This is a genomic window from Halomonas sp. LS-001 (assembly GCF_052983955.1).
The window spans coordinates 3,347,938-3,367,493 of the sequence record NZ_CM129816.1; the positions used below are offsets into that span (position 1 = coordinate 3,347,938).

A 19,556-nucleotide genomic window follows, 5' to 3' on the forward strand; every position below is an offset into this window, starting at 1 on the left:
GGAGACGTCATGTCACGCTTCAAGTTTCACGCCCTCGCGCTGGGCGTCATGAGTGCCAGCTTCAGCCTCTCTGCCCAGGCCGCTACCGAAGTGACCTGGTGGCACGCCATGGGTGGCCAGCTAGGGGAAATCCTCGTAGGCATGACGGAAGACTTCAACGCCTCCCAGGATGACTACCGTGTGGTGCCCAGCTACCGCGGCACCTATACCGAGACCATGACCGGCGCGATCGCCGCCTTCCGTGCCGGTGAGCAGCCGCACATTCTGCAGGTATTCGAAGTCGGCACCGGCACCATGATGAGTGCCGACGGTGCCATCTACCCGGCTTACCAGCTCATGGAAGACCATGGCCGTGGGTTTGATCAGAGCGCCTTCCTGCCTGCCGTGGTCGGTTATTACACCGATACGGACGGCAACATGCTGTCATTCCCGTTCAACTCTTCCACACCGATCATGTACTACAACCGCGACATGTTCGAAGCCGCTGGCCTCGACCCGGACCAGCCGCCGACCACCTGGCAGGAAATGGAAGAAATGGGCACGCAGCTGCTGGAATCCGGCGCGGCCTCCTGCGGTTTCACCACGTCCTGGCCCAGCTGGGTCATGCTGGAAAACTTCTCGGCCTGGCATAACCTGCCACTGGGCACACTTGAGAATGGTTTTGGCGGTCTGGAAACAGAGCTTACCTTTAATAATGAGCATGTCGCCCGCCACTGGGAAAACCTGAGTACCTGGCAGGAAAGCGGCGTTTTCCAATGGGGTGGCCCAGGCTCCGGCCCTGATTCCGAACCCATGTTCTATTCTGAGGATTGCGCCATTTTCTTTGGTTCCTCCGCCTCCCGTGCGGATGTCGCGGCCAACGCTGAATTTGAAGTCGGCTACGGCATGCAGCCTTACTACGACGATATTGATGGCGCTCCGCAGAATTCTATTATCGGCGGCGCCACCCTGTGGACCCTGCAAGGCCACACCGATGAGGAATACGCAGGCGTTGCCGCCTTCTTCGATTACCTCTCCCAGCCGGAAGTCCAGGCCGAGTGGCACCAGCAGACCGGCTATCTGCCAATTACCCAGGCCGCCTGGGACTTGAGCGAAGAGCAGGGGTATTACGCGGAAAATCCGGGGGCTGATGTTTCTCTCGAACAGATGACGCTGAACGAGCCAACCCAAAACTCAAAAGGGCTACGTTTTGGCAACTTCGTACAGATCCGCGACGCGATCTCCGAAGAAATGGAAGCCGTGATGACCGGTGAAAAATCCGGCCAGGAAGCGGCTGACGCTGCCGTTGAACGCGGTAATCAGCTGTTACGCGATTTCGAAGCTGCCAACCAGTAAGTATCGCCTTCACAACCACCGCCCGGCTTTGGCCGGGCGGTGGTTTTGCTATTTTCATCCATCACGCTGATGATCAGGCGCGGTGGGTCTAACGTTTCAGACAAAGCCCAAGACCCGTCCGTGCTGAAATAAAAAAGAGTCGCCCATGCAAACCAAACGCATGACGTTTCCTGGCCGCTGGCTACCTTATGCCCTGCTAGCGCCTCAGGTCATTATCACCCTGATCTTCTTTATCTGGCCTGCGGGCCAGGCCATGTATCAATCCTTGTTACGGGAAGATGCCTTTGGCCTGCGCAGCACCTTTGTCGGCTTTGAGAACTTCACCAACCTGTTCCGTGATGGCGCCTACCTCAATTCACTGTCGGTCACGGCGGTGTTTGCCATTGGCACCACGCTGCTCTCAATGTCGGTGGCGTTGCTGATGGCCAGCACGGTTAACCGCATGATCCGTTCGCGCAGCACCTACACGACACTGCTGGTCTGGCCCTATGCCATTGCGCCAGCCATTGCCGGGGTGCTGTGGTGGTTCATCTTTCATCCATCCATCGGCATTATCCCTTATGTACTCGACGCCATAGGCTATGACTGGAATCACCGAACCTCCGGGGCGGATGCCATGATGCTGGTGGTCTTTGCGGCTGCCTGGAAACAGATTTCCTATAATTTCCTGTTTTTCCTGGCTGGCCTGCAATCCATACCGCAGTCATTGATCGAAGCCGCTGCCATTGACGGTGCCAGCCCCATCAAGCGCTTCTGGACCATCGTGTTTCCGCTGCTCACACCCACCACCTTTTTCCTGATGGTCGTCAATGTGGTTTACGCCATGTTCGACACCTTCGGCATTATCCATGCCACCACCGAAGGTGGGCCCTCACAGGCCACCAATACGCTGGTCTACAAGGTCTATGCCGATGGGTTTGTGGGGTTGAACCTGGGCTCCTCCGCTGCTCAGTCAGTGATTCTGATGGCCATTGTGGTTGCCCTCACCATTGTGCAGTTCCGCTTTATAGAACGCAGGGTGAATTACTGATGCCATTGACAACGCCTACCCGTCTATTCCTCCTCCCGGAGCATCATTATGGTTGAGAATCGCCCCTGGGCTAATTTCTTTGCGCACCTGTTGCTGATCAGTGGCGTTGCCCTGGTCGTCTTCCCCGTGTACATCGCCATTGTGGCCTCGACTCAGGCACCGGGAGACTTGTTGCGTGGCAGCCTGCCGATGTTGCCTGGCTCCCACGGCTGGGAAAACTACAAAGCCATGTGGAGCACAGGCCTCTCACGGGCCGGTGCCCCACCAGCTGGCCAGATGCTATGGAACAGTTTTGTGATGGCCATGGCGATTACCCTCGGCAAACTGAGCATTTCACTGCTATCCGCCTTTGCGATTGTGTATTTCCGCTTTCGCTTCCGGATGTTCTTTTTCTGGCTGATTTTCGTCACGCTGATGCTACCGGTGGAAGTGCGCATTATTCCCACCTATCAGGTGGTGGCGGATCTCAGCATGCTCAACAGTTTTGCCGGGCTGTCGATTCCCTTGATTGCCTCAGCGACAGCGACGTTTCTGTTCCGTCAGTTTTTCATGACGGTACCGGAAGAAATGCTTGAAGCCGCCCGCGTTGATGGCGCCGGCCCCTTGAAGTTTTTCAAGGACATTCTGATGCCCCTCTCGATCACCAATATAGCCGCGTTATTTGTGATCATGTTTATCTACGGCTGGAACCAGTACCTGTGGCCCCTGCTGATCACCACTGACCCGGACTACTACACCATCGTGATGGGCATTCAGCGCATGACGTCCGAGGAAAACCCTCAGTGGCACCTGATCATGGCCGCCGTGGTACTGGCCGCCTTACCCCCAGTATTAGTCATCCTGTTCATGCAGCGCTTGTTTGTGAAAGGCCTGACCGAGACGGAGAAATAAGTATGGCCAGTATTACCTTGGAAGGGCTCAAGAAGACCTACAGCGGTAACGTCGATGCCGTCAAAGGCATTGACCTTGCCATTCAAGATGGCGAGTTTGTGGTGCTGGTTGGCCCCTCGGGCTGCGGCAAGTCCACGCTACTGCGGATGGTCGCAGGGCTTGAAAGCATTACCGATGGCACCCTGAAAATCGGCGACCGGGTCGTCAACAATCTGGAACCGGCCGAGCGCGACATTGCCATGGTATTCCAGAACTATGCGCTCTACCCGCACATGACGGTCTATAACAACCTGGCTTACGGGTTGAAGAACCGCGGCTTCAAGAAAGACCAGATTGAAGGGCGCGTGCAGACGGCCGCCAAGATGCTGGAAATCGAAGACTTCCTGCAGCGCAAGCCGCGCCAGCTTTCCGGCGGGCAGCGCCAGCGGGTGGCGATGGGCCGCGCTCTGGTGCGGGACCCGGCGGCTTTCCTGTTCGATGAACCGCTCTCCAACCTGGATGCCAAGCTGCGTGTACAGATGCGGGTAGAAATCAAACAGCTGCAACGCCGCCTGAAAACCACCAGCCTTTACGTGACCCACGACCAGCTCGAAGCCATGACGCTAGGCGACCGCCTGGTCGTGCTCAACGCCGGGCAGATTGAGCAGGTCGGCACGCCGATGGAGATTTACGCCCGCCCGGCCAGCATGTTTGTCGCCGGGTTTATTGGCTCCCCCGCCATGAACATGCTGCCGCTGAATTATTTGCATGACCAAGGCAGCGGGGCGCTGTTACACGACCTGCCGGAAGGCACCGATACCGTCGGCATGCGCCCGGATGACATGCTGCTGGAACCACCGGAAGCGCCACATCTGGAGGTGGAAGCCACTCTCGTGCTGTTTGAGGCGGCCGGTGCGGAAAGCCATCTGTATGTTCAACTTGCCGATAGCGAACAGCCGACGGTGATCCGTACCTCCGGACAGCCGCCGGTCAGTGAAGGCGATAAACTCACGTTCTATATTGCCCGCGATGCCTTGCATCCGTTCAATAGCGCCACCGGCAAGCGCACCGGCGGCTGAGTTGTTGACCAAGGAAGCTTACCAGGGCAGTTCTTCACCATTGGAGTGCCAGAAGCCGCCGGTATTATCGAGAGTGAGGGCGTCAATCCTCGCGATGATGCCGGAGGCTGCTTCCTCCGGTGAAATCATACCGCCGAAGTTGACCATGCGGGTTTTGACATAGCCCGGATGCAACTGCGCCACGGCAATGCCACGCGGCTTAAGGTCCATCGCCAGGGATTTGCCAAACGCATTGAGTGCCGCCTTGGACGCCCGATAGCCGTAGCGGCCGCCGGAATCATTATCGGCAATCGAGCCCATACGGCTGGTGATATTGGCGATCTTACTGCCCTTTTGCATCAATGGCACCAGGGCTTCACTGACCCGAAGCGGCGCGTAGGCGTTGATTTCCATCTGAGTGCGAATACTGTCGAAATCAATGCTGCCCAGGGACTCATCCTGTAAAAGCCCGGCATTATTTATCAGCAGATCCAACGACTCCCCTTCCAAGGCTTTGGCCAGCGCCGTCACGCTCTCTGCCTGTGTGACATCAATACCGTCAATCACCCGCTCCGCGACCGCCTGCAAAGCGTCTGACGACTCACGGCAAACGCCGATGACACGCCAACCGGCCTGATGATACTGATCCGCTAATGCCAGGCCGACGCCGCGATTGGCACCGGTAATAACAACGCTGTGTGACATATGGTTCACCCCTTACGGTTTGAATTCAGGCTTATCAGCTACATCAATAACCCTGTACAGGACATATGATTCAAAATGTTATTTTCAAGGCGAATTTTCAAAAACGCCTATTAACTATTATTTACATAAATAAATTTACCACATGACGGGAGTGTTTCTTGCATTTTTTATAGGTAAAAAAAGCCGATAAAGTAATTTTTATCGGCAATAAAAACAATCGAAACAAAACCGGGCGCTTAACTCACAATTCCAAATAACAACTCACAACTCACAACTCACAACTCACAACTCACAATTCTTACAGACAACCCTCAAGATGGGCACAGCCACCTCAAGGGCCTTCCGTTGAACGCGTTATAACACTATCTTCATCCCACGCACTTCTAAAACCCGCGCACTTCTGAAACATTAGAAGTGGTAACGGGATTAGAAGTGGTAACGGGCGCCCAGTGCATAGTACAGATCTTCATTGACATCGCTGAGTGAATCTTCATCGGCGTCATTGATTTCCAGGAAGACATCAAAATCGCCTGTGACATCATAGTGTGCGGCTGCGGCAAAGGCAGTGCGGCTATCGGCGCTGCCTTCGGGGTCGATATCGTAGACATCCGCGTGGAAAGTCCAGGCATCAAGGCCGACGCTTGCCCCCAGCCCCGTACGATCAAAACCGCCGCCACGAAGGTCATTGTCATCACGGGTTTCATACCCCAGACGCACAGAGAACTCGTCACTGACATCGAACGTCGCTGTTGTACCATAGCGGACTTCTTCATTACCGCCACCGCGTGCCTTGTCGTCAACAAACCCCAGTGCCAGGCGCACCGGGCCAGTGGCATACACAGCGCCACCCTGCAGAGCGATGACATTACCGTCACCCGGCGCCTGGTCTTCCGGCAGGCCACGTACCGAGTAATGCTTGCCTGACAGCACGACCTGGAACCCATTCATATCAGGCGTTTTATAACCGATAGAGTCACCACGCGACTGAGTACCACCCCCGGCGAACTCATAGCCTCGCTCAACGTAGACATCGAACGGCGACATGACGTAACCGTCATAGAAACTGTCATAGTTGCCCGCCATCACGGTACCAAACTGCTGGCTTTCCAGGCCGAGGTAACTGTTACGAACTTCATCAAAGCCGGAAGACTGGTTGCGCTCATCCCCCGTAAAGCGCCATTCAACCCGAGCAAAGGCACGCAGGTCAGAACTGATCTGCTGGCTGCCGGTTACCCGCAGACGTGAACCGAAGTTGCGGAATTCCTCGCTGTTATCGGTACCCGCCTCGACACCGCCGCCTTCAACACCCATGGCAATACGGCCATAGATATCCAGCGACGTGCCATCCTGATCATAAACAACCGCTGCCTGGGCGGCAGACGCTCCCAGAAGGCCAGCGGTTGCGAGTGCTAATGTACGTTTCTTGAACATGTCTGATCCCATCAGTTAATGATTATTGAATTACGCCTGCACACTTCCTGAAAATATAAAGATCGGCCTAACCATCCTCCTGCTAAACCCTCTCTCTTAATCAGTCAGGTCATTTATGTCGCAAGCCAAAAACCGTTAGTATTTATTCGCAGGATCAAAACTAATGGGTCTTTATTGCAGTAATCTTAAATTTCCCAAAAAAATATTCACAAAGTAAATTCATACAGAAATCATAAAAATGACACCTTTTTGAACACAACTGAGTGGCTGCATAAAATCAGGCGTAAGCGCTGATCAAATTAATAATTTGTCACTGATTGTTCACATCAGTGTCGTGGACATGTCATCGCCTTCCCCCAAGCTGAAAGTAATCTAACGATCAGAGCGACGAGCATGAGGCTATGTATTGTCAGTGAAACCTGGGTGCCGGAAATCAATGGCGTTGCCCACACACTGGCCCGGTTAAGCCGGGAACTTGACCAGCAGGGCGTTACCATCGACCTGATCCGGCCGTATTCCCGGTGCTCGTCTCTCCAGAACCATCGCGTGCTCTCGTCAATCATCTGCGCAGAAGAACAGGTCAAACCCTTCGCACTACCGGGTTATCGTGACGTGCAGATAGGCCTGGCCACGCCGCGCAGACTGCGCCGTTTCATGCAGCGTCATCGGCCGGATGTTATTTATCTTGCCACTCAAGGCCCGCTGGGCTGGGCCGCACGCCAGGCGGCACGGCAATTGAATATCCCGCTGATAGCGGGTTGGCATACGAACTTTGATCACTACTGCCAGGACTACGGCCTGAGGCTTCTCACCCGTATCACGCGTCGCTACCTGCGCTATTTCCATAACGCCTGCGCATTGACGCTGGTGCCGACGGAAATGCAGGCAAGCGCCCTGCGAAAAAGCGGTATCCGCCGTGTTGAAGTGCTTTCCCGGGGGATTGATAGCCAGCAGTTTTCTCCCGATCAACGCGACCCGGCACTCCGCCAGCAATGGGGGGTGAATGACCACCAACCCGTCGCGCTGTATGTCGGCAGGCTGGCCGCCGAGAAGAACCTGACGTTGCTTCAGGAAGCCTATCAGGCGATGCACAATGTCCGCCCAGATATGGCCTTTGTGGTCGTCGGTGATGGCCCGGCTCGCCAGTCATTGGAACAAGCGCTGCCTGAGGCCCACTTTACCGGCTTTATTGCTCAGGAGACGCTGGCACGCTACTACGCCAGCGCCGATATCTTTGTGTTTCCGTCATTATCAGAAACCTGGGGCAACGTCGTGACGGAAGCCATGGCAAGCGGGCTGGCGGTGGTGGCTTATCAGCAGGCCGCCAGCGCAATTTTGATCAACCATCAGATTAACGGACTCTGTGTACCTGCCCACGATGCCGACGGGTTCTGTCAGGCAGCGGTTTCACTTTGCCAGCACCCGGCCGACTATGCCCGCTATGGCCGTCTGGCACGCTGCCGAGCCCTCAAACAGAGCTGGCCCGACATTGCCCGGCAGCTGGTCAACTACCTTTATCAGACATTGGAGACTTATCATGCGACCTCGGCTTCTTGGCGTGTTTGATCGCCTCGACATACTCGAATGGCAGTTCTGCCAACGCATTGCCCGCCTTTCCTCCTACCGGCCCTGGCGGCTTACCTTACAGGCCGCCAGCCGACTGGGGGATTGGCCTGTCTGGGTGGCGTTGATCCTGGCCCAACCCTGGCTACAGCCCAACGGCGGCTTCCGGGTCATGCAGTACACCGTAACGGCATTAATTGCTGTTGTGGTCTACCGCTTTGTAAAAACGCGCCTGTGCCGTGAACGCCCTTTTATTACCTACTGCGGCGGCATTTTGTGCAGCGAACCTGCGCGAGACCGCTATAGCTTTCCCAGCGGTCACACCATGCACGCCGTCATGTTTACCCTGTTCGTTGCGGCCCATACGCCGTGGCTGCTGCCGATTGTTGTGCCACTCGCGGTACTGATTGCCATCTCGCGGGTCGGGCTTGGCCTTCACTACGCCAGCGATGTGGTCGCTGGCGCTGCCATGGGCTATGGGTTTGCGCTGTTAAGCCTGGCGCTGCTGGGTTAACAGCACATCCAGCGGGAACGACACCATCGGCATGATCAAATTTTCCCAGCGCACGCCCTGAGCATGCGCGATCGCCAGTGCAAACATGGCTTCACGAAGGCCATCTTCACCCACTGAATCAATCAGATAACGCAGCACATTGGCTGACAGCAAGGGCTGAACCCTGCTGCCGTGGCAAGCCACAATCCAGCGTGCGCCCTGGTGCTGAGTAAGCGTCAGCGCCTCGCCTCCTTTCGCAAGATGCGCCACCAACGCCGGGTTATCCGCCTGCATGGACACCAGCAGTGACTGGCAGCCCGCCGGTACCTGCTGACACAGCGCCAGCACCTTGTCGGAATCCGCATTGATGACCAGCGTATGGCCAGCACGCGTCAGACATTCCGGCACAAGATGATTAAGCGGCTGCTCATCGGCCTCATAAAGGGCCAGGACGTCATAGCGATCACAGAAGTGGCCATATTTATCCAGCAGGGTTGGCCAGAGCTCAAAGAAAGCACGGTCTACCGTGGCATCACATAGCGCCGCCGGTACCTTGCCGGAGGAAACCGAACTTTTGGTGCTGATCTGCTCACCACCGATGATGACCCCCTGAGACGTGGTGGTGCCCGGACAGCCGTCATTAGCGGCGGCAAGATGATGAAGCATACGGCACACGCGAGTCGCCGGATTTTCCCCCTCGTCATGCATCACGCCAAGAACCGCGGCGGTGGGTATTCTCAGCTGCCGTTCACCCAGGCACTGGTAAAGAATCTCCCCATTGAGGTCACGCGTTGGGTTACCCAGCCAGTGCAGACGCAGACCGGGGCCACCGTTGACTTCAATAATATGCCCGTTCATCTCGCGCCAGGAACGTTCGATATCGGAAATCAGCAGATCCACCCCCGCAATGTTCAGGCCAATGGCGCGGGCTGCCCGCACCGCCAGCAAGGCATTGTCCGGGTGCACTCTGTCGGTGACATCTTCCACGGTGCCGCCGGTAGAAAAGTTGGCGATCTGACGCAGATACACTTTATCCCCCGCCGCCGGAATGCTGTCCGGGTTAATGCCTTGCTGCTCCAGCACCTCTAACGCAATCTCATCCAGTGAAAGCTTCATCAAATAGCTGCGATGGGAGTCGCCACGCCGAGGGTCCTGATTGGCAATGTCGATCAGTTCTCTGATGCAGTGCTGGCCATCACCGATAACCGCAGCTGGGTCACGACGCGTGGCAACCAGGCATTTCCCGTTGACCACCAGCAGGCGGTAATCTTCCCCTTGCACATGCTGTTGAACAATAATGTTCTGACTGAACTCAATGGCTTTCTTGAAGGCACTGACCAGCTCGACCTGGCTGTTCAGGTTGGAAAAGACCCCTTCGCCACGGTCATTGTTCAAAGGCTTGACCACCACAGGGAAGCCGAGTGTTTCGGCGGCTTTTTCAGCGGCTTCCTGAGTGGTGACAACATGGGTTTTGGGTACCGGAATGCTGACCTGCTCAAGCCGCTGGGTCGATAAATGCTTATAGTTGGCAATCCGGCCAGCCACCATGGTGTCCTGGCAGCAGGACCCTTCCCAGTGCATTTGCGCGCTGCCCCAGCCAAGCTGGAATGCATCCGGCGAAAGACGTGTGACCGGCAGCTGGCGTTGGCGTGCTGCCATGATAAAGCCCTGGGTGAGAATATTATTCCCGCCGCGCTGGGCTTTTTTCAGCCATTCCTTGAAGTCGCCATGCCAGGCGCGCGGCTCAGCCGATTCACTATAGGATGACCACGCAATCAGGTGCTTCCCTGCCCAACGCAGCGCATCCTGAGCGGTATGCAGCCTGGCCCAGGGCAAGGCCAGCGATACGCTGTTTTTATCCACTGACAGCACCTGACCCTGGAACGTAGAATCATAAGCCGTGCGTTGCAGGGCAACGGTCAACGCAATCAGCCACTCACCCAATGCCCAAAGCGCTTCTGAGAGCGTGGCATTGCCGGACGTATCGTTGCTTGAGGGATCGTATTTCACTACGTTGAAGTGCTGAGGCCAGACTTCAGGCGGCGCTTCAAGAATCGGCTGGCTCGGCCACAGCGTAGGCACAAGTGGCCGCAGGCGTTGATGCAGCGTCCCGGCGCGAGGAATATCACCGCTAATCGTCACCTTGCAGGTGATGGTGGGTTCTACCAGGCGACCTCTGGCTCCTAGCGTGGCTCGAATACCGCTGATATTCAAGCGCACATCGCTAAGCGGTTTTGCCGGAGAGGAGGTTTGGGGATCGCCTGATGGCTGCTGAGACATAACGTTTCACCTGCAGAACTGGATGCTGACAAAACGCTGCCAGCAATGTGGGCTACCCTTATAACATAGCGCCTTCAGGCATACAGCGGCGGCACGCCGGGGGTTACTTTGTTTAATTTTTACCCTTCATTGTTATTAATATTAAAGGTAATACGATGTTGACCGTTTATCTCTCTCACGGGCTTGAAAGCGGCCCAAACGCGTTGAAGATGCAGGCGCTTAAGGGCATCGTCGAAACCTTCGACGACTGCGAGGCCGTGGTCATGGATTACCGCGACATGCCCGACCCCAGGGTGCGGCTGGAGCATCTTTATCAAACCCTGGAGGCACGCAGCGAAACGCCGGGATGCTGGGTGATGGCAGGTTCCAGCCTGGGCGGCTGGCTGAGCGCCATGGTCAGCTCGCGGTTTGCTACCCGTGGTTGTTTCATGATTGCCCCCGCGCTTGGCCTGCCTGACTATCCACAGACCTCACCCACGCTGCAGGCCCGTCACGCGCATATCATTCATGGCTGGCAGGACGATGTTGTTCCCCCTGATCCGGTAATCGAAATCGCCCGGCGCCAGCGCCTGTCTCTGCGTATGATCAATGATGACCACCGCCTGCATGCCAGCATGTCGACAATCCTCAGCGACTTTGATGTCTTTATGCGTCAGTGTCTGACTGACGACGCTCAATAAAACGGTAAAAAGCGACAATAATGTTAGACATGAGCAAACAAAACCTCTACAAATAGTGTACACATGATAGGAGGTGTTTTATGTTCGGTTTATTCAAGAAAGACCCGGTCAAGAAGTTGCAGAAGGACTACGAAAAGAAACTCGAAGAAGCGATGCTGGCTTCGCGTAATGGTGATATGCGTGCCAACGCCACCCTGACCGAAGAAGCCAATGCGTTACTGGCCGAAATTAACAAATTGAAATCCTGAGATTCGCCATGCTCTGCTTCCACCGACGCCACTGTACTGCCCTGCTGTTTTGCGTGATAAGCGTCACCGCAACGCCTGCCACCCTGGCGGATGACAGCGCTCAATGCGCACGCGCTGGCCAGTGGTGGCAAGCGAATTCTCCGGTGGCGGCTCCTTATCTGCTTGAACAGGCTGCAGAGCATGATGTGGTGCTGATGGGCGAATACCATGACCGGGTCAGCCACCACCGTTGGCAACTGCACACCCTGGCAGGCCTTGCCGCGCATCGTGATGATATGGTTATCGGGCTGGAAATGCTCCCGCGTGAAGCCCAACCCGCGCTGGATGCCTGGGTGGCGGGTGAGCTGTCTGAAGGCGAGTTTCTGCAACAAAGCCAGTGGCACGACGCCTGGGGATTCGACCCTGAACTGTATCTGCCTATTCTGCACTTTGCCCGCATGCAGCAAATACCGCTGTTGGCACTCAACATTCAGCCCTCCCTTCGCCGCCAGCTGGCCACACAAGGGTTCGACGCCATTCCCGCCGAAGAGCGCTATGGCATTCCCGCCCCGACCATGGCCAGTGACGCCTATCAGCAGCGCCTGCGGGAAACGTTTCAGCACCATGCCATGGGGGCCGATGATGCCGCCTTTGAAACCTTCCTGAACGCCCAGCTGGCCTGGGATGTGGCCATGGCAGACGGCCTGGCAGATGCCGCAGCCGACGGCACCCTGGCCGTCGGGCTGATGGGCGTTGGTCACCTGGCCTATGGCGACGGCGTGCCCTACCAGCTTGCCGCCATGGGCGTGACCAACACCATGACAATGGTGCCGATGACCCTTGACGAAGGCTGCGAGCCACCCGACGAAAGCGTTGCCGAAGGGATTTACCTGCTGGCCGAGGAAGAAGGCATTCAGACACCGCCACCACGGCTTGGCGTTCAGATTGAAGCTCACCCCGACGGCGTTCTTATCGTCGCCGTGGCAGAGGGTTCACTGGCCACCAGGGCAGGCTTGCAGGAAGGCGATGTGGTCGCTCAAGCCGCTGGCCTTGTGACCCGGCAACCCGCTGAGTTAATTGCGATCATCAACCGCCAGGTGCCAGGCACCTTGCTGCCGCTGGACATTCTGCGCAGTGGCAAATCTCAGGAAATACTGGTGCGTTTTCCGACTACTGACCGTTGAGGTGACGGAATGAGGCTGTTGGCTCTGCTGTGCGGCTTGGGTTTATGGGTGAGTACGGCGCTAGCGCTCGAGCCTGAAAATGGCCTCGAAAAATCCATCGAGGTGACCTTGCACCCCGAACAGCGCCTGATCACCGGGACCATGAGGCTGAACCTGCCTGATGACATCGCCCGTGCGCCGTTAGCCTTCACGCTTGCCCCCGGCCTCACGCTTAAGCAGGTCAAGCAGGAAGACGCATTGCTTGACTGGGAAGAGACTCAACCAAGCCACTACCGCTTGAGCGCTCCGGATACGCCAAGCGCTTTAACCTTGAGCTGGGAAGGACAGCTGGCTTCAAGGTTGCCGGGCGGAGGCTACTGGTCTGCAGATAACCTCTGGCTCCCCGCCCAGCTGGACTGGTACCCACAAATTGATGACCCAGCCCCTTATGTGGCAAACGTCAGCATTACAACACCTGAGCGCATGGAAAGCGTGGTGAGCGGCAACTGGCAGGAGACCACGACTCAGGGCGAGAAACGTCAGACCCGTTTTGCTCACCCTGAAGCGCGCCAGCTGTCACTGGCGGCTGGTAACTGGCAAGCCAGCACCCGCGAGGCTCAAGGCGTCACGCTGCGCACCCTGTTTCCGAAGGCACTTAGCGCGTCTTTCGCCACGACCTATCTGGATGCCACCGTGCGCGCCCTTCAGGTGTTTCAGCAACGTCTGGGGGCATATCCTTATTCAAGTTTCACCATTGCCGCTTCAGCACGCCCCATCGGCTTTGCCTTTGCTGGCTTTACCTTACTGGGTGAGCAGGTGATTGCGCTGCCGTTTATCCCGCATACGTCGCTTCCCCACGAACTGATGCACGGCTGGTGGGGCACGGCTGTTCAGGCCGCGCCCGGCCAGGGTAACTGGAGTGAGGCCCTGACGACCTACCTCGCTGACTACACCATGGAAGCACTTTCAGGTGAAGCGCACGCCCTGCGCCAACGCTGGCTGACCGACCTTAACGCCCTGCCTGATGTCAGCCACCTGGCCTTGAGTGAGTTTGGTTACCAGCGCCAACCCCAGGACCGCCTGATCGGCTATCAACATGGCGCCATGCTGTTTTACATGCTTGAGCAGCAAATCGGTACGCAGGACTTTAACGCTGGGCTGAGGAAGCTGATCGAGCGGCACCGTTACGGGCAAGCTGACTGGAACGACCTGCAAAGCGCTTTTGAAGCTTCATCCGGCCAGGCGTTGGACGATTTTTTTCACGCCTGGGTAGAACAGCCCGGACGCCCCAGAGTGACCCTTGACGAAGTCCAGCTGGGAGAAAATGACGGCAGATTCAACCTTTCAATTACCCTTGGCCAACACAGCCATCAACATCACGAAGAGAGCCGCCCTCCTGAAACGCTGACCTGGCCGCTGCGTATCCCGGTAGACATCCATTACCAAGACGGCCAAACGGAACGCCATTGGCTAAGTCTTGAAGGTCGCTCTCATACCTTTACGCTCACCGTGACTCAGCGCCCTGAGCAGCTATATGTCGACCCGAACTATCAGGTTCTGCGCCAGTTGCCCAATGCACCCGCCACTCTGCGCGATCTGACCCTTGACCCTGACACCCGTTGGCTACGCCTGGGTGAGCACAGTGAACTGCCCCTTCCCCAAGAGGCCACTGCGCTATCCAGCCCGCCGGATGACATCACATCAACACCGCTTTGGGTTATTGGCACGCCGGATGACATTGATCAGTGGTGGGACGATCACCCCCTGGACGCCCCCGCCCGATTGCCGACAAGTGAACCCGCCCAGAGCTCGGCGAGCCGACTCTGGCGTCAACCCGGCACCCAGCTGGGCATCATCAGCGCGGCAACGCCCGAAGATGCCATGCGCCTGATGCGGGGCCTGCGTCACTGGGGTAGCGCCAGCTATGTGGTGCTTACCCAGGACGGCACCCAGCGCGGCAACTGGAAGACAGCGCCTGACTTGCGCCACACCTTTGACTAGGCCTAAGCACCACTCACGACACAATTACGCCCGCTTTCCTTGGCACGGTACAGCCGTTCATCGGCCCGCCTCAGGGTCTGTTCGCTTTGTTGCGACGATTCAGGGCAGGCCACACCAATGCTGGTCGTAATCGGCACCCGGTTGCCGTCGTGATCAAACAGGGTGGCGTGTTCGATGGCATCGCGTATCCGCTCGGCAATAACCGCCGCATCGGTGGCACTGATGTCCAGCAGCACCACCACAAACTCTTCACCGCCATAGCGGGCCACGAAATCCCCCGAGCGAACCTGCAGCGCCATCAGGCGGGCAAATTCACGCAGGACTTTATCGCCGACGGAGTGGCCATAGGTATCGTTGACGCGTTTGAAGTGATCGATATCCATCATCAATAACGCATAAGGAATTGACTCGCCACTGCGGGCTTCTTCTCGCTCAATGTCTGCCAGCCTGAGTTCCAGCGCTCCCCGGTTGAGTAGCCCGGTGAGAGGGTCGTGGGTTGCCTGGCGATAAAGCCGCAACAACAGGCTCAGCTGGAAGTGATTGGCCGTCAGTGTCACCGCCATCAGCGAGGTCATTAGCCATTGAGCCTCAAGCCCGGCAGGCGTCATCCAGCTGCCACTCACCTGCTGGGCAAACACCAGCAGCGCTTGCAGCAGCAAACCGGCCACTAACGATTCCACCAGCGTAAAAGGAAAGACACTCAACACCGCCACCAGCAAAAACGGGATAAAACCATACCCAGCCAGCACCGTGTTATTGCCTTCAAGAATACTGTCTTCAAGAACGCTGCTTTCAAGAACGTTGGCTTCAAGAACACTGGCTTCAGGAACGCTGGCTTCAGGAACAATGCTCAGTATCAGCACATAAAACAGGGCAGGCATGGCCAGCAAAGCGCCAGCACTGAAGCGAATGCGGCGGATATTGTCTTCGTTGCACCAGGCCCACCACACCACCACGGCAAAGCCGAGCATCATCACACAACGGCCCATCAGGGTTGTCACCCACAAGGCATCGGGCAGCATCCAGCGATCCACCAGCAGCCACACCGGCGACATCACCAAAAAAATGACCCCCATCGCTATCACGCGGCTGCGCATGTAATACGCATGGGCGAAGACAAAATCACGGCTGTGATAACGGTTGGTCAGCGTGTCTCTTAGCGAGCTATAGGTACTGGCCACCCAGGAGGAGTCAGCCGGTTTGGCTAATCCCGACTCACGGCGGCGCTCATGGCGCGTCGGCATGATAATGTGGCCCTTAAAAGGATTATTGTTAGTTAATAATTTAGAAAGGCCGTTTACGCTACTCCGCTTTTACGTCATACGCTATGACGCAGGTCATAGAAAAGAGAGAAACGCGGGTGATAAAGCCAACTAAAATCACCCACGTCAGGACTGACTTTCCAGTACCAGCCTTCCAGAACTGACTTTCTGGTACTGACTTTCTGGTACTGGCTGGCCAGGGCTAACCGTCATCTGCCAGCGCAGGCAACAAGGTTTTGAGTTTGCGCGTCAGTGTATTGCGCCCCCACCCCAGCAGTTCGGCCGCTTCGCCTTTACGCCCGCCGGTATGCTTGAGCGCGGTTTCGATCAGAATCCGCTCAAAGTCGGGCACGGCCTCTTCCAGCAGGTGAGTATGCCCTTCTGCCAGCGCCTGATCCGCCCAGCTGCGAAACGCACTGCGCCAGTCACCGCTCAGCGCACCCTCCAGGTTGCTTTCTGCACGCAATTCCGGCGGCAGGTCTTCGACCAGAATTTCCCGCCCGGACGCCATCACCGTCAGCCAGCGGCAGATATTTTCCAGCTGGCGCACATTTCCCGGCCAGGCAAGATGCGTCAGATGGGTTTCCGATTCCGGCGTTAATACCTTGATATCGGTCGCCAGCTCCTTGGCCGCCTCGGCCAGAAAATGGCGGGTCAGGCGGGGGATGTCCTCACGCCGCTCCGATAGACGCGGCAAGTGGATGCGAATGACGTTGAGACGATGGAACAAATCTTCGCGAAAGCGCCCTTCATCGACCAGTGACTCGAGGTTCTGGTGGGTGGCTGCAATAATCCGCACATTGACCTTCACCGGGGTATGCCCGCCCACGCGGTAGAACTCACCATCCGCTAACACGCGCAGAAGCCGCGTCTGGGTTTCGGCGGGCATATCGCCAATCTCATCCAGAAACAGGGTGCCACCGTTGGCCTGCTCAAAACGCCCCTGACGCTGGGAAGTGGCCCCGGTAAAGGCACCTTTTTCATGCCCAAACAGTTCCGACTCAATCAGATCTCGCGGAATCGCCGCCATGTTCAAGGCAATGAACGGCTTTCCCGAACGCGGGCTATGTTGGTGCAGCGCCTGCGCTACCCGCTCTTTACCAGTGCCGGACTCACCATTGATCAACACAGTAATGTGCGAATGCGACAAGCGCCCGATGGCGCGAAACACCTCTTGCATGGCCGGTGCTTCACCGATAATTTCCGCATTCAAGCCTTCCGGTACGCTGACTGGCCGCTGACGCTCCCGCGCATGGGCAACGGCCCGACGCACCAGCGCCAGCGCTTCATCAACATCAAAGGGTTTGGGCAGGTACTCAAAGGCGCCCCCCTGGTAAGACGCCACCGCGCTATCAAGATCGGAATGTGCCGTCATGACAATCACCGGTAAATCCGGGTGCGCCTCACGAATTCTTGCCATCAGGTCCAGCCCGCCAATACCCGGCATGCGGATGTCCGTCACCAACACATCGGGTGGTTCGGCAATCAGGCGTTCCAGCACCGTGTCGGCACGCTCAATACACTCCACCTCAAGGTCGGGCTGCGCCAGAGCACGCTCCAACACCCAGCGAATGGCGCGGTCGTCGTCCACAATCACCACACGAGCAACATCGGTCGAGTGAACTTCAGTCATGGTGCTTCTCCGGTGAAATCAACAAACAAATCTAAAAATGAATCTATAAACAAAGCTACAAGCGAATCCTTAAGCACCGTCATGGACAAACGGCGTCATTCACAAAAAGAGGAATCAGCAAACGAAACTCGGTGCGCCCCGGCCGTGAATCGCACTCGATGAGCCCTTGATGCTGATGGAGAATCGACTGCGCAATTGAAAGCCCCAGCCCGCTACCTTCCGCCCGCCCGGAGACCATCGGAAAGAACAGCGTTTCCTGCAGCGTCTCGGGAATGCCCGGGCCGTTATCGATAATCCCGACATCACACACCAGCCGATGACGCTCAGCCCCCAGCGTAAACTGGCGCCGCGCCCGAGTGCGCAGCACCAGTTCAGGGTTCTGTGTCTGGGCATCCGTCATCGCCTGTACCGCATTACGTGCCACGTTGAGAATGGCCTGAATCATCTGGGCTTCATCGCCGCAAAGGTCAGGCAGGCTGGGGTCATAGTCGCGCTCAATGCGTACCTCAGGGTGCTCGGCGATCAGTAGCGCACGCACCCGCTCCAGCACTTTATGAATACTGACCGGCTCATGCTTGACGATACGGTTCGGCCCAAGCATGGAATCCACCAGGTCGCGCAAGCGATCCACCTCTTCAACAATGATATGGGTGAACTCCTTGAGCGCCGGGTCCGCCAGATCACGCTCAAGCAACTGAGCCGCGCCGCGAATACCGCCCAGCGGGTTTTTGACTTCGTGAGCCAGGCCACGTGCCAGCACCTTGATGGTCTCCTGGCGCGTGGTCAGCGCTTCCTCGCGGGAAATCTGCATCAAGCGGTCGCGAGGCTCAATTTCCAGCAGCAGCTCATTGGCCGATAACGGCGTGACCGTATAATCCACCGTCAGCGACTCGCCGTTAACCGGCGTAATCCGCGCTTCCCGCTGCGTATAGGGATGAAACGCATCGCGCGCCTTTATCAATACGCCCTCGATTCCCTCCTCGCCGCCCAGAAAGCCATCCAGCCGCGCCCCCAATACTCGGCTGACGCTGACGGCCAGCAAGGCTTCTGCCGCCGGATTCATCCATCGCACCTTCAGCTCGCCGTCAAGCAGCAGGACGGCTGTCGTGAGGTGTTCAAGCAAGCGCTGATACATATCCCTTCCTGTGATCGAATGGCATGATGTTGGGGCTGCAAAAAACGCGCCAACATGGCGCTGGCAGCAAACACGGCAGCGCATCAGGCTAAGCAAAACGCCTTCATGCACTGCCAGAACCGGTGATAGCGCCGCGAACAGCCTCTTAAAGCACCATTATGGTGCAACATGAATGCGCACGCTTGATGTTTGATGGCGCACCCGCCCCTGGGCATCGAGTAACTCTGCCTGCAACTGATGCACGCCCGCCGGAAGGTTAGCCAGCCAGAACGCATCACTGTGCAACGCGGTCTGGCTGACCTCACCATTAAGGCGCAAACGCATCTGATGGTCCTCACGCAAGGCAGGGCTGACGGCCACTTCCACCTGAGTGGTTGTGTCCACACGGGCCTCAGGCCGAGGGTAAGCAATCTCAAACCGGTCATACGGCATGAAGGGCTGCCCCGGCGAACTGGGGCGGGCGCTGGGACGGGTACGGGAAGACGCCGCCGGTGACGCGGAAACACTCTGTAGCGGCGCCAGCTCAACCGCTTCTCCGCCCTGATCGGGGTTATCGGTGAAGGTGACACGTCCCTGTTCATCCACCACGCGATACACGGTCTGCGCGGCCAGCGGTGTGGCCAACCACAGCATCAACGCCAACATGGCGACTCTCGGCCAGATTCTGAATGCCATCCCCTGCCCCCTTTA

At 57.2% G+C, this 19,556-nt stretch carries 17 protein-coding genes; 10 read left to right on the top strand and 7 right to left on the bottom strand.

The features are described from left to right. Nucleotides 1-9 precede the first annotated feature (9 nt). The 4 genes from ugpB (at nt 10) to ACU6TU_RS14830 (ending at nt 4,314) form a co-directional block, all read left to right on the top strand. Nucleotides 10-1,335, top strand: a complete 1,326-nt coding sequence (gene ugpB / locus ACU6TU_RS14815) for a sn-glycerol-3-phosphate ABC transporter substrate-binding protein UgpB (protein ID WP_447142155.1) — start codon at nt 10-12, stop codon at nt 1,333-1,335. Between the two features lie 145 nt (nt 1,336-1,480). Next, nucleotides 1,481-2,365, top strand: a complete 885-nt coding sequence (ugpA, locus tag ACU6TU_RS14820) for a sn-glycerol-3-phosphate ABC transporter permease UgpA (protein WP_447142156.1) — start codon at nt 1,481-1,483, stop codon at nt 2,363-2,365. A gap of 48 nt (nt 2,366-2,413) precedes the next feature. After that, on the top strand, nt 2,414-3,256 hold the full coding sequence (ugpE, locus tag ACU6TU_RS14825) for a sn-glycerol-3-phosphate ABC transporter permease UgpE (protein ID WP_447142157.1): 843 nt from the start codon (nt 2,414-2,416) through the stop codon (nt 3,254-3,256). Nucleotides 3,257-3,258: 2 nt separating this feature from the next. After that, nucleotides 3,259-4,314, top strand: coding sequence for a sn-glycerol-3-phosphate import ATP-binding protein UgpC (locus tag ACU6TU_RS14830; RefSeq protein ID WP_447142158.1), 1,056 nt, complete (start codon nt 3,259-3,261; stop codon nt 4,312-4,314). 18 nt (nt 4,315-4,332) lie between these two features. Here ACU6TU_RS14830 and ACU6TU_RS14835 read toward each other — a convergent pair whose 3' ends face one another. Next, nucleotides 4,333-4,998, bottom strand: coding sequence for an SDR family oxidoreductase (locus ACU6TU_RS14835; RefSeq protein WP_447142159.1), 666 nt, complete (start codon nt 4,996-4,998; stop codon nt 4,333-4,335). Between the two features lie 426 nt (nt 4,999-5,424). Then, the gene (locus ACU6TU_RS14840; RefSeq protein ID WP_447142160.1) at nt 5,425-6,429 is read right to left on the bottom strand and encodes a porin; all 1,005 of its coding nucleotides are present in this window, start codon (nt 6,427-6,429) and stop codon (nt 5,425-5,427) included. Nucleotides 6,430-6,822: 393 nt separating this feature from the next. Between ACU6TU_RS14840 and ACU6TU_RS14845 the strand changes: the two genes are divergently transcribed. Together ACU6TU_RS14845 and ACU6TU_RS14850 are read left to right on the top strand one after the other, a co-directional pair. Beyond that, nucleotides 6,823-7,995, top strand: coding sequence for a glycosyltransferase family 4 protein (locus ACU6TU_RS14845; RefSeq protein WP_447142161.1), 1,173 nt, complete (start codon nt 6,823-6,825; stop codon nt 7,993-7,995). Next, complete coding sequence (locus ACU6TU_RS14850) at nt 7,967-8,506, top strand: phosphatase PAP2 family protein (protein ID WP_447142162.1); 540 nt, start codon at nt 7,967-7,969, stop codon at nt 8,504-8,506. The genes ACU6TU_RS14845 and ACU6TU_RS14850 overlap by 29 nt, the downstream gene beginning before the upstream one ends. Here ACU6TU_RS14850 and ACU6TU_RS14855 read toward each other — a convergent pair. Continuing rightward, nucleotides 8,483-10,765 (bottom strand): ATP-grasp domain-containing protein, encoded by a 2,283-nt coding sequence (locus tag ACU6TU_RS14855; protein ID WP_447142163.1) that lies wholly within the window; start codon nt 10,763-10,765, stop codon nt 8,483-8,485. The two genes, ACU6TU_RS14850 and ACU6TU_RS14855, sit on opposite strands and share 24 nt — an antisense overlap. Nucleotides 10,766-10,920: 155 nt before the next feature. Here ACU6TU_RS14855 and ACU6TU_RS14860 point away from each other — a divergent pair, with 155 nt between their 5' ends. The 4 genes from ACU6TU_RS14860 to ACU6TU_RS14875 all read left to right on the top strand — a co-directional run bounded on the left by ACU6TU_RS14860 (nt 10,921) and on the right by ACU6TU_RS14875 (nt 14,836). Next, nucleotides 10,921-11,445: a YqiA/YcfP family alpha/beta fold hydrolase gene (locus ACU6TU_RS14860; protein ID WP_447142164.1), complete on the top strand. Its 525-nt coding sequence runs from the start codon at nt 10,921-10,923 to the stop codon at nt 11,443-11,445. Between the two features lie 80 nt (nt 11,446-11,525). Further along, the gene (locus tag ACU6TU_RS14865) at nt 11,526-11,693 is read left to right on the top strand and encodes a DUF6435 family protein (RefSeq protein WP_447142165.1); all 168 of its coding nucleotides are present in this window, start codon (nt 11,526-11,528) and stop codon (nt 11,691-11,693) included. A gap of 8 nt (nt 11,694-11,701) precedes the next feature. After that, the gene (locus ACU6TU_RS14870) at nt 11,702-12,856 is read left to right on the top strand and encodes a ChaN family lipoprotein (protein WP_447142166.1); all 1,155 of its coding nucleotides are present in this window, start codon (nt 11,702-11,704) and stop codon (nt 12,854-12,856) included. 9 nt (nt 12,857-12,865) lie between these two features. Then, nucleotides 12,866-14,836 (top strand): M1 family metallopeptidase, encoded by a 1,971-nt coding sequence (locus tag ACU6TU_RS14875; protein WP_447142167.1) that lies wholly within the window; start codon nt 12,866-12,868, stop codon nt 14,834-14,836. Between the two features lie 2 nt (nt 14,837-14,838). Here ACU6TU_RS14875 and ACU6TU_RS14880 read toward each other — a convergent pair whose 3' ends face one another. The 4 genes from ACU6TU_RS14880 to ACU6TU_RS14895 form a co-directional block, all read right to left on the bottom strand. Next, nucleotides 14,839-16,080, bottom strand: a complete 1,242-nt coding sequence (locus ACU6TU_RS14880; RefSeq protein ID WP_447142168.1) for a diguanylate cyclase — start codon at nt 16,078-16,080, stop codon at nt 14,839-14,841. Between the two features lie 220 nt (nt 16,081-16,300). Beyond that, nucleotides 16,301-17,731, bottom strand: a complete 1,431-nt coding sequence (gene ntrC, locus ACU6TU_RS14885; protein ID WP_447142169.1) for a nitrogen regulation protein NR(I) — start codon at nt 17,729-17,731, stop codon at nt 16,301-16,303. Nucleotides 17,732-17,810: 79 nt separating this feature from the next. Then, nucleotides 17,811-18,866, bottom strand: coding sequence for a nitrogen regulation protein NR(II) (glnL, locus tag ACU6TU_RS14890; RefSeq protein ID WP_447142170.1), 1,056 nt, complete (start codon nt 18,864-18,866; stop codon nt 17,811-17,813). Nucleotides 18,867-19,022: 156 nt separating this feature from the next. Then, the gene (locus ACU6TU_RS14895) at nt 19,023-19,541 is read right to left on the bottom strand and encodes a DUF4124 domain-containing protein (protein WP_447142171.1); all 519 of its coding nucleotides are present in this window, start codon (nt 19,539-19,541) and stop codon (nt 19,023-19,025) included. Nucleotides 19,542-19,556 lie beyond the last annotated feature (15 nt).